Below are 10,180 nucleotides of genomic sequence, written 5' to 3' on the forward strand. Positions count from 1 at the left end.
CTATTTTTAATTTCTTTTTGTAATGATTCTGGCTTTAAGACTTTGAGCTGATCTTGCATCATCATAATCCAACCAATCAATCCATCTGAGATAGGAATATTTTCAACAGTAATTAAATAATGATCTTGATAAAGTTTTTTCGCTTTTAAATTTTCACCGAAACGTGATGTAACTTCTCTGAGTAGCTTTTTATTGCATTCTATCTGTAATGTATCACGAGGACTTGCTATGTACATATTTGTTGTTTTTTCAATTTCATCTCGCATATCAAATTGCTCTCTGATTTCTACAAATGGTTGGCGAATCGTTCTAATAGTACGCATACGGTCAATACGATATGTTGTTAATTGATCTTTATATTTTTCATTATAACCAATTAAATAATAATGATTATTTGTAGAAACAATCTGATATGGTGAAATAATATAGTCTGTTTTATGGTTTCCATTTTGGGATGGTATTTCTACTAAATGATTATATTTGACTTCATAGTTTATATATTGGAATGAGAGAATGGTTTTGTTTTCAATGGCTTTCATTATTGTTGAAAGATTTAAAAACAAAGAAAAAGAAAGTTCTTTTTGAATTGGTTTAAAGTCTATGAGACGGCTTTGCTGATGAACAGATGACAATAATAATAAACGATCTCTTAATATGTTTTTATCCTCAAATTGTAAGTCCTGATGAAAGGCAATACTATCTAATAGAAATTGTAATTCTCCATCAGTAAAGAATTCATGTTCAATCATGAAGCCACTTTTCCGTTGACTCGCTATCATATTATGTCCTAGCCAGTCTTGAAAGAAATCATTAATATTTCTAATACATGAATAAACCGTTTTAATATCCACATATATATCATATTTTTCTAAACACTTCAGTATTTCTTTACCTGTAATAGATTTTCCTTGAGCTTCTTGAATGATTTTGAAAACATAATACATTCTCTTTCCCATATACTATTCCCTCCTAATGCGTTGGTGCCAATTGATAACCTCTTTTGTTTTTTGCATAATGTCTCATAAGTGATGCGTAATCATAAAAACTAAAACTACATAACAAATCTAATAAGTATTCATCTTGACAATCTTCTAATTTCTTTAAATAAAGATATGCTAAATGATAATGATCTTCTAATAAGCAGATTCTTGCACATTCTTCATATTCTACTTCATAGTAGTTATGGAGCTTAGAAATTAAATCTTCAAATGATATTGCCTGATAATCTATCAATTGTCTTAAAACACAATATTCATTAATTGTTATAGCTTTTTTACATATTTTTTCAAGCAATTGTTTCTTTAAATCAATATAACTTTGATATTTAAACAATGAATTCATCATAATTAAATGATATTCTAATGAATCATAATCTGTTGCTTTATATAGTGCTTTTAATGCATCAATATAAAATAATTTATTTATTTTTTCATCACTCAATAATAATTCAAATTGTTTGTTTGTTAAACAATCAAAAATTAATTCTTTTAATTCTTTACGTCTACTTATCTTTAATAAATAATCTTTCTTTTCTCCCAATTGAATATCATTTACAGTTTTATAGTCTTTTCTCATAATCCCATCTCCTTCGCTTTCATTATACTAAGTATACGAACTTAATGAGTTATATATACCTATATTAACACCGTTTTTTAGGTTTTAAAATAAAAAAAGTTAAAACCATAAAAATTATAGTCTTAAACTTCTCTTTATTCTTTCTTATTTTGACACAATGATTTCTTAATATTATCAGTTTTTGAAATAGAAAATATTGCTGTTCATACAACTGATTTATTGTACTCTTCTCTATCACTATTTCTATATCTTTTGACAAAGTAACGAGTTATTCTCATAATATTGATATACTTTATCCCCCTATGCTCTTTTTTAGATCATCATTATTTACTCTTGAAACTACATCGCTTAAATATTATCTATAATTATGATTTAAGTTCATTACGTTTTGATTTATATATGATAGAATAGACATAAAGTTGGTGAAAATAATATGAAGAATATTCAAAAAATCGAATTTCATTGTGGTACTAAAGAAGAATTATTTTCAAGTATAACAGATTCTTTCCCTTATATGAGTTCATGTGCAGAATTAGATAAATTTCCAAATCGTTGTGTCCCTTGGCATTGGCATAAAGAAGTAGAAGTTTTTATAGTTGAGAGTGGTTCTCTTATATATTATACATCTGATGGTGAATATATATTTCCAAAGGGTTCAGGAGGATTTATCAATAGTAATGCACTTCATATGACCAAAGTCATTGATAATAAAAATGCTACTATTCAATTCTTGCATTTATTTGATAGTTCTGTTATTAGTGATAAAAAAGGTGGTAAAATTGAAACAGAATATGTCAACCCACTTATAAACTTTAAACAGATTAAAATAATACCTTTATATCCAGATAATGATAATCATAAAGATCTATTAAATCTGATTTCAAAATCTTTCGATATCCATGAAAGTGATTTTGCATATGAATTAAAATTACGAAATAGCCTTTCAGAAATATGGTATCATTTATTTGAAATATCCAAACCTATAAGAAATATACAGATAGATAATAACAGTGATAAAATGAGATTAATGATGATATATATTCATGAACATTATCATGAAAAAATAAAAACAATAAATATTGCTAGTTCTGCCTTTGTAAGCGAAAGGGTATGCTTTCGTGTGTTTAAAGAATGTATTCATATGAGTCCATTGGAGTATCTAAATAGCTATCGGTTACAAAGAGCATGTGCAATGCTCATGAATACTTCTAAACCAGTGACTATGATTGGCTATGAATGTGGCTTAGGGACTAGCAGCCACTTTTCAGATTTATTCAAAAAAGAATTTGGATGTACTCCCTTGCAGTATCGTTATAAATGGCAGAAATATAACTTTTAATGGCAGAAATATGATGTTATAGAAAGGAAATTTTTATTATAATAATGACAATCAATATTGTGAAGTTATCAAAAAAAGGAGAATTTGAGAATGAATAAAATCAAGTCAGAAAAATCACTTATAAACATGGATAATATAAAAATCATTTTTTTTGATATTGATGGTACTCTCATCGATATGAATAGAAAATGCATATCTGAAAACACACTTAAAACTTTAATACGCTTAAAACAAAAAAAGATTATTCTTTGTATTGCGACTGGAAGAAGTCCTTTGGGTTTACCACACTTTGATGAAATAGAATTTGATGCTTTTCTCACATTTAATGGTTCATATTGTTTTAATAAAAGAGAATCTATCTTTAGCAATCCAATTTTAACCACAGATGTAAAACAGATTATAAAAAATGCATCATCTATCAATAGACCAGTATCAATTGCTACAAAAGAAAGATTAATTTCAAACGGAAAAGATAATGATTTAGTGCAATATCACTCTTTTGCAAATCTTGAAGTCAATATTGCTGATGATTTTGAATATGTCCTCAATAATCAAGAAATTTATCAAGTATTAGTAGGATGCTGCAAAAAAGATTATTCAGAATTAATGAAGAATGTGTCCCATGCAAAAATAACTGCCTGGTGGGATAGAGCTGTCGATATTATTCCAGCAAATGGTGGCAAAGGGGTTGGAATCAACAAAATTCTTGAGTATTATCATTTAGATAAATCAGAAGCACTTGCATTCGGAGATGGGAATAATGATATTGAAATGCTTCAATCAGTTGGTTTAGGTGTTGCGATGGAAAATGCTTCAGACGACTTAAAAGCAATAGCAGATGATACATGTGGTCATGTTGCAGAAGAAGGTATCTATCATTATTGTATTCGACATAAATTAATATAAGGAGGTTCAAAAGACAGATGATTGATAATATTGATATAGCTGTAGCGAAGCGAGAAATTGAAATGGCAAGTATCCTCAATCCTGGTCCCTGGGTTGCTCATTCATATAATGTAGGCTTAGCAGCAAAATATATTGCTGAGGCATGTGGAATGCTAAATGCAGATAAAGCTTACATATATGGACTCTTGCATGATATAGGTCGTAGAAATGGTATATCTGCATTAAAACATACAATTGATGGATATGATTATGCTATGTCAAAAGGCTGGAAAGAAGTTGCAAAAGTATGTCTCACTCATTCATTTCCCATAAAAGATATTGAAGCTGATATCGCAAAAAAAGATATTACCGAAGAACAGTATCAATTTATGAAACATTATTTAGAAAACATAGATTATGATGATTATGATAAACTGATTATACTTTGTGATGCTTTAGCTGACAAACAGGGTTTTTGCATCCTTGAAAAAAGATTTATCGACACAACTCGTCGTTATGGTATTTATCCTTTTACAGTAGAGCGTTGGAATCAAACATATAATTATAAAGCATATTTTGAAGAAATGATAGGTACATCCATATATACCCTTCTCCCAAATATAGAATCATGTATTTTCAAGTAAGTAGCATTGACTTTGGAATCTGATGAAATAAGTATATTTTAGTTTTCACCTAAAATATACTTACTTCATTTTTTAATTACACTATATGTATTTAACAAATAATGATAAATAATAAACCAAATAAAAAGAGAACCGAGTTCTCTTAAAATTATATTCTATTCTTCATCAATTTCTTTTTTTAATTCATTGATTTCAGCATCAAAATTATATATCCGACTTCTCATTTCAGAAACTTCAGCATCAATAGAATTTTGATCTTCTAAAAGTTGAAAATAATATTTACCAAGTTCCCTATAAACATCATCACGATCAGATTCAAGATTTTTAATCTTTAATTTAATCTTTGCAGTTCCTGCAAATTCTTGTGTTTTATCAATTGCCTCTTCAGTAAATTTAGCAGCTTTTTTTGTTAAATCATCAAACAAAGCCATAATAAGACCTCCTTATTATCCTACGTATTTTTTGATATATTGAACACCTATTCCGCCTACACCCATATGAGCACCAACAACTGCAGGAAGTTCTCTAACTTCTAATTCAATATCACCAATTTTATCTAAAATCATTTGTTTCACTTCTAATGCAGACTCTTCACATAGAACATGTTCTATTGTCACTTTATATTGCTTTGCAGTAACACCTAAATCAATCATGCGATTGACAACAGTTGCTTTGGCTTTTGATAAAGTCCTCACTTTTGCTAGAGTATCAATTTTACCACCTAAATCATAATTTAATTCCATAACTGGAACTATCTTTAACATTCCTGCTAACATAGCAACTGCTGGTGTTATTCTTCCACCTTTTTTTAAATGATCAAGATTTGGTGCAACAATAATTGTTCCTGAATCTTCAACCATGCTCTCCATAATCTTTTGTATTTCTTGGGCATTTTTTCCTTCTTGTACTAATTTTGCTGCTGTGAAAGTCAAATACTTATGATTTCCTGCAGTTCCTTTAGTATCAATTAAGGTAATAGGTATTTCAACCATATCTGCAGCAACTTTCATTCCATTCAATGTTGAAGAAAGACCAGTAGCTATTGGTAATCCAATAACTTCATCATAACCTGCATCTTTAATTTTTTGAAGGATCTTAACCATCTCACCTGTTGGTGGCTGAGAAGTCATCACCATAATATTTTCTCTATCCATTGTTTCAAAAACCTCAATACTAGAAATATCTTTTTGATCCAAATATGTTTCATTTTCCATTGTAATACATAATGGTACAATAAAAATTCCTTGGTTTTCATACTGACCTAATTCAATTTGACAACCACTATCCGATAAAATAGCTATCTTACTCACTATTATCCCCCATTTCTTTACTTTTAACTTAGCCTTATTATAAAACATTAATTCATTTTTGACAATCAAATGAATTCATATATAATAAAGAAAAAGAAGGTGAACGAAATGATTTCTGTAAAAGAAGTAACAACTCATACAATTGTCATCAAAAAGTCGGAATTTGTCTGTCACTTAATTCCATGTAGTGATATTGAGCAAGCAAAAAGTCTTATAGCACAATATAGTGATTTAGAAGCAACACATAATTGTGTAGCTTATATCATTGGCTCTCATGAACGTGCAAATGATGATGGTGAACCTTCCCAAACAGCGGGAATGCCTATGCTTAATGTTTTAAAAATGCAAAACCTTACAAATATTATTGCGATTGTTACAAGATATTTTGGAGGTATTAAACTAGGTGCTGGTGGATTAACTAGAGCTTATACTCAAAGTGTTGCTGAAGCTTTAAAACATGCTGAGATTGTTGAAAAAGAGTTGGTTGATTTGTATAAAATATTTATTGATTACTCACATACACGTAAGTTTGAACATTTATTAAAACAACAAAACATAAAATGCCTATCTCAAGAATATAATGAACAAGTCTCATACCTTTGTTATTTAAGGAATACATCTTTTTTAGACCAAATCCAAGAAATAACAAGTAATCAATTTTCCTATGAAAAAATCGGTAGTGATTACATAGAAAAAGAAAATTGACAAAATACTGCATACTTGTTATAATTCTTGCATGATGAGGGAGTAGTTAGCACATATAATGTGTAATCATGTCAACACATCGATAACTATTTATCTGGCACGATTTTAAATGATGAGACTTGTCTGTGGATACCACAGCCATGTCTTTTTTTATGTATGCGAGGAGGGCAACTTATGGGATTTATTGAGATCGTCATTATTGGCGTAGGACTAGCAATGGATGCATTTGCAGTGAGTGTTTGTAAAGGATTATCAACAAGAAAATTAGAATGGAAACATGCTTTGATTTGTGGTGGATATTTTGGTGCTTTCCAAGGTCTCATGCCATTAATTGGTTATATTTTAGGAGTCCAATTTAAAAATAAGATTGAAAATATTGATCACTGGATAGCATTTATTTTATTAGGTTTAATAGGTATTAATATGATAAAAGAAGCTTTTAGTGAGGAAGAGGAAAACTGTGTTCCTGATTTTTCATTCAAGGCTATGTTGCCTTTAGCAGTTGCAACCTCAATAGATGCTTTAGCTATTGGAGTGACATTTGCATTTTTAAATGTCAATATTGTTTATGCAGTCATAGTTATTGCTGTGACAACGTTAATTATATCTATGACTGGAGTCAAGATTGGTCATGTATTTGGTTCTAAATATAAATCTAAAGCTGAAATCACTGGTGGTGTTATTCTTATCTTAATGGGTCTTAAAATTTTATTGGAACATTTAGGATTATTGATTCTTTAATTCAAATTGAATTCATATTCGTGGGTATAATTATAGATAGAGGTGAATATTATGCATGATGTTGCAAAATTGTATGAAGTCTATATAAATCGTGAACTTCAAACAACAAAAAACGAAATTTTAAATGTACAAAGATTAAACCAAAAGATTTTATCCTTCTTACATGATTTAGCAGAGGTTTCTCAAGATTCAAGATGTTATTTATTTTGGGAAAAAGAAGAACCTATTATTCATCAACAATTGTTAGAGGACTATCTAAGCGGTTTAACAATGTTGATGTCGATAGGTTATGAATTGAGAATAGATAGTATAAAAAATTATAATGAGTTACCTATAGCTACTGATATTTATTCTTTATTTTTTAAGATTTACCATTCTATCTTAAAAGTTCAAAGTCATTATTCTAGTGAAGATTATCAAAATACAATTGACGATTATTTCACATTAGGATTTGCTCTAGGAATTCAAATAGATGAAATACTTGATAATTATCAAAACGATTAATCCTCTTTATGAGGATTTTTTCTATAACACATCCTATGTAGAACATGATATCTTGTATATTCAGTATTTATAAGGTTTCATCTCAATGTAGTTGTAACGACAACAGCACCACACAGCCTGTGCCCTAGCCTCTCTTTATTTCCGTTTTCAACTTTGATAATATTAAACCAAAAGATGTAAGCCTTATACTCATTTTATTAAAAATATATTGTTTACAATCCACATATTCTTTCAAATTATTTGATTCTTGACTTTCGATTAAGACTATTTTTATAATTATTAAATTCCTGAAATGTTAAATTGAGATCAACACTATAGAGTTCAGTCACAGGTCTAGCAATACCTCCACTTAAATTCACATAAAATTGATTAATTGCTTGAATAGCACTTTACATTTTAGCAGGGATATTTAATCGCACTAATCACTTTTATGAAAGTGTAAAAACTAGACATTTTATGATTCATTTATCATATATTTTTATTTTAATCAATTGATTTTTAAGTGTTATTTTATATGTTTTATATTTAAGATATGTTAAAATAAGTCCAAGGATGTGACAGACATGAAAATATTTATTAAAAATTTACTCAATCCCTTTTTTATATTTATATATATGATATTTGTTTATATCCTATATCAACTTTGTAAATATGGTAGAGGATTCTTTTCAGGTGAAATAATAATCTTAACTGTTTGTGGTTTTGCACTCTTTATATGGTTTATCATAAGTATTATTTTTGCTTACCAGAAAAAAGAGATAATGACTATCTCTTATAAATATTACCTTAAAATTGCTATTGTTGTTATGCTTGTTGTAACATCATGGAGTGGATATAAGATTTTTCATATGGCGACTCGCTATGAAGGTGAATTAGGATTTTATCTTAATGATTTCTTTAATAAAAAGCAATTAACTATAACAAATGATAATTTATTTGATGGCGGTTTTCTTATATTTATGGATGATCTCATTAAAGAATTTGATATTTCAAATAAAATTTATTTAAATGATTCTTTTGAATTAAAATATAATAATGATGGTATTATTCAATCTTTTCACTTTATGATATATGACAATAATAAAAATACATATCTTGTCTCTTATCAAAAAAATAATGAAAATAAAGTTGTTGTTCATTTAAATAATTATTTAGATATGGACTTTGATGATAAATATGATTTTCAACCTCTATTAGATGCTTTAAAGGTTATTCCTTATAAAGAAAGTTTTATTAAAAATCAAGAACTCTATCATATACTTTATTTTGGACAAAGAGATTGGGGATACAACAATACTGGAATCCGTTATATTGATAAAACTGGACACATGATTACACCATTACAAACACGTCAAATCATTGGTTATACGATTTCAATTGAACCTATCATGAGTGGAACAACCAATCCTTACCGTTACATTTACGTCAATGATATAGAAAAAATTCCAGAAACATCTCCTCAACAGAATACACCACCTCTATCAGAAGTACCTCAAGATTCGGGTTCACTTTCGAGTAAGATCATGAATATAACATACGAATTATATGTAAGTGATGCTGCAGCAGGTAGTCGTTTCTATAGTTTGAAGAAAATAGATGAAAATGGAACAACAGTTATTAATAAAAATCCATTTTTAGATAATATTGGTGTTGCTAATGGTATTCATTTCTTTAATCAAAAACTTGGTTTTATAAGTATAACAAATGCCAGTAATGATCATTGTGAAGTCTATAGAACTCAAGATGGTGGTTTAACATTTAAACAAATTAAATTAAAGAATACTGGAGATTATGATTATCTACAAATTCCTTATGAAGACAATGGTCACTATATTATGAAAGTATCAAAAGGTTCACAAAGTGATAGTGATACAGATTACATTATTTATCGTTCTAAAGATTTAGGACAAACATGGACAAAACAATAATTATTGGAAAAGAGAGCAAAACTATAGTTAGTCTAATAGTTCTGCTCTCTTTGTATCTAAGAGGATATTTTATTGTATAGTCAAGCAATATTGACATATAATTATTTTCATCTATTCTATAAACACGATAGATAAGTAGTCTACATTATAAAGCATTATATTCTGTTATAAAAAATAATAGTATTTTAAATTGAAATCATTATATTCTCTTCATGTTTCTATATTTATATCGTAATAAATAAATTAAACATAAAAGGACAAAATAAATTTATTCAAATGATTAATCCTCTTTGAACAATAACTATGAAATGATTCTTTGTATATATACTGAGCGTTCTTCTTCTGGTATATCAAAAAAGTTAAACGCTTCTTCCAATGTATATCCTTTTTTACTCATTAACTTTTGTATTGATTTTACCATTCCTTTCATTTCTCCTCTTGCCTCGCCTTCAATAATACCCTCTTGAATACCCTCTTGCTTACCCTTTCTTTTGATCTCTTCCCAGATTTCACACATCTCTTTTCTCCCTCCTTCTGTCTCTTTAAAAT

Annotated in this window: 11 protein-coding genes and 1 pseudogene; 7 read left to right on the plus strand and 5 right to left on the minus strand. The window is 28.4% G+C overall.

From position 1 onward, the window contains the following. Together AC5M21_RS15200 and AC5M21_RS15205 are read right to left on the minus strand one after the other, a co-directional pair. A partial coding sequence (locus AC5M21_RS15200) for a helix-turn-helix transcriptional regulator (RefSeq protein ID WP_493531523.1) occupies window positions 1-956 on the minus strand: 956 nt, incomplete at its 3' end. Window positions 957-969: 13 nt separating this feature from the next. Then, on the minus strand, window positions 970-1,575 hold the full coding sequence (locus AC5M21_RS15205) for a hypothetical protein (protein WP_008787353.1): 606 nt from the start codon (window positions 1,573-1,575) through the stop codon (window positions 970-972). 433 nt (window positions 1,576-2,008) lie between these two features. On the opposite strand from AC5M21_RS15205, the gene AC5M21_RS15210 reads away from it, so the two are divergent. From AC5M21_RS15210 to AC5M21_RS15220, 3 genes are all read left to right on the plus strand, one after another. Beyond that, window positions 2,009-2,914, plus strand: coding sequence for an AraC family transcriptional regulator (locus AC5M21_RS15210; RefSeq protein ID WP_008787352.1), 906 nt, complete (start codon window positions 2,009-2,011; stop codon window positions 2,912-2,914). 90 nt (window positions 2,915-3,004) lie between these two features. Continuing rightward, a complete protein-coding gene (locus AC5M21_RS15215) occupies window positions 3,005-3,820 on the plus strand; it encodes a Cof-type HAD-IIB family hydrolase (RefSeq protein ID WP_017143930.1) in 816 nt (271 codons plus the stop codon). A 17-nt stretch (window positions 3,821-3,837) separates the two neighbouring features. Next, window positions 3,838-4,443 (plus strand): HD domain-containing protein, encoded by a 606-nt coding sequence (locus tag AC5M21_RS15220; RefSeq protein WP_008787350.1) that lies wholly within the window; start codon window positions 3,838-3,840, stop codon window positions 4,441-4,443. Window positions 4,444-4,598: 155 nt separating this feature from the next. Here AC5M21_RS15220 and AC5M21_RS15225 read toward each other — a convergent pair whose 3' ends face one another. Both AC5M21_RS15225 and AC5M21_RS15230 read right to left on the minus strand, forming a co-directional pair. Continuing rightward, a complete protein-coding gene (locus tag AC5M21_RS15225; protein ID WP_008787349.1) occupies window positions 4,599-4,874 on the minus strand; it encodes a hypothetical protein in 276 nt (91 codons plus the stop codon). 15 nt (window positions 4,875-4,889) lie between these two features. Beyond that, complete coding sequence (locus AC5M21_RS15230) at window positions 4,890-5,753, minus strand: DegV family protein (RefSeq protein ID WP_017143931.1); 864 nt, start codon at window positions 5,751-5,753, stop codon at window positions 4,890-4,892. Between the two features lie 108 nt (window positions 5,754-5,861). On the opposite strand from AC5M21_RS15230, the gene AC5M21_RS15235 reads away from it, so the two are divergent. The 4 genes from AC5M21_RS15235 to AC5M21_RS15250 all read left to right on the plus strand — a co-directional run bounded on the left by AC5M21_RS15235 (window position 5,862) and on the right by AC5M21_RS15250 (window position 9,631). Beyond that, the gene (locus AC5M21_RS15235) at window positions 5,862-6,458 is read left to right on the plus strand and encodes a YigZ family protein (RefSeq protein WP_008787347.1); all 597 of its coding nucleotides are present in this window, start codon (window positions 5,862-5,864) and stop codon (window positions 6,456-6,458) included. 174 nt (window positions 6,459-6,632) lie between these two features. Then, window positions 6,633-7,199, plus strand: coding sequence for a manganese efflux pump MntP (locus AC5M21_RS15240; protein ID WP_008787346.1), 567 nt, complete (start codon window positions 6,633-6,635; stop codon window positions 7,197-7,199). Window positions 7,200-7,250: 51 nt separating this feature from the next. Beyond that, entirely contained in the window at window positions 7,251-7,703 is a 453-nt protein-coding gene (locus AC5M21_RS15245; protein WP_008787345.1) for a dUTP diphosphatase, read from the plus strand. Between the two features lie 563 nt (window positions 7,704-8,266). After that, window positions 8,267-9,631 carry a beta propeller repeat protein gene (locus tag AC5M21_RS15250; protein WP_017143932.1) on the plus strand — a complete coding sequence of 455 codons (1,365 nt, stop codon included), beginning with the start codon at window positions 8,267-8,269 and terminating at the stop codon, window positions 9,629-9,631. 301 nt (window positions 9,632-9,932) lie between these two features. Here the strand turns inward: AC5M21_RS15250 and AC5M21_RS15255 are convergent. Beyond that, window positions 9,933-10,180 (minus strand): annotated as a pseudogene (locus AC5M21_RS15255) (PD-(D/E)XK nuclease family transposase); the annotation flags it as partial.

The sequence above is a fragment of the Coprobacillus sp. genome, from assembly GCF_984815275.1.

What these genes read in the sequence shown, in the direction of transcription:
- AC5M21_RS15205 (WP_008787353.1), bottom strand. Translation starts at nt 1,575, where the DNA reads ATGAGAAAAGACTATAAAACTGTAAATGATATTCAATTGGGAGAAAAG.
- AC5M21_RS15210 (WP_008787352.1), top strand. Translation starts at nt 2,009, where the DNA reads ATGAAGAATATTCAAAAAATCGAATTTCATTGTGGTACTAAAGAAGAA.
- AC5M21_RS15245 (WP_008787345.1), top strand. Translation starts at nt 7,251, where the DNA reads ATGCATGATGTTGCAAAATTGTATGAAGTCTATATAAATCGTGAACTT.
- AC5M21_RS15240 (WP_008787346.1), top strand. Translation starts at nt 6,633, where the DNA reads ATGGGATTTATTGAGATCGTCATTATTGGCGTAGGACTAGCAATGGAT.
- AC5M21_RS15250 (WP_017143932.1), top strand. Translation starts at nt 8,267, where the DNA reads ATGAAAATATTTATTAAAAATTTACTCAATCCCTTTTTTATATTTATA.
- AC5M21_RS15235 (WP_008787347.1), top strand. Translation starts at nt 5,862, where the DNA reads ATGATTTCTGTAAAAGAAGTAACAACTCATACAATTGTCATCAAAAAG.
- AC5M21_RS15220 (WP_008787350.1), top strand. Translation starts at nt 3,838, where the DNA reads ATGATTGATAATATTGATATAGCTGTAGCGAAGCGAGAAATTGAAATG.
- AC5M21_RS15215 (WP_017143930.1), top strand. Translation starts at nt 3,005, where the DNA reads ATGAATAAAATCAAGTCAGAAAAATCACTTATAAACATGGATAATATA.
- AC5M21_RS15225 (WP_008787349.1), bottom strand. Translation starts at nt 4,874, where the DNA reads ATGGCTTTGTTTGATGATTTAACAAAAAAAGCTGCTAAATTTACTGAA.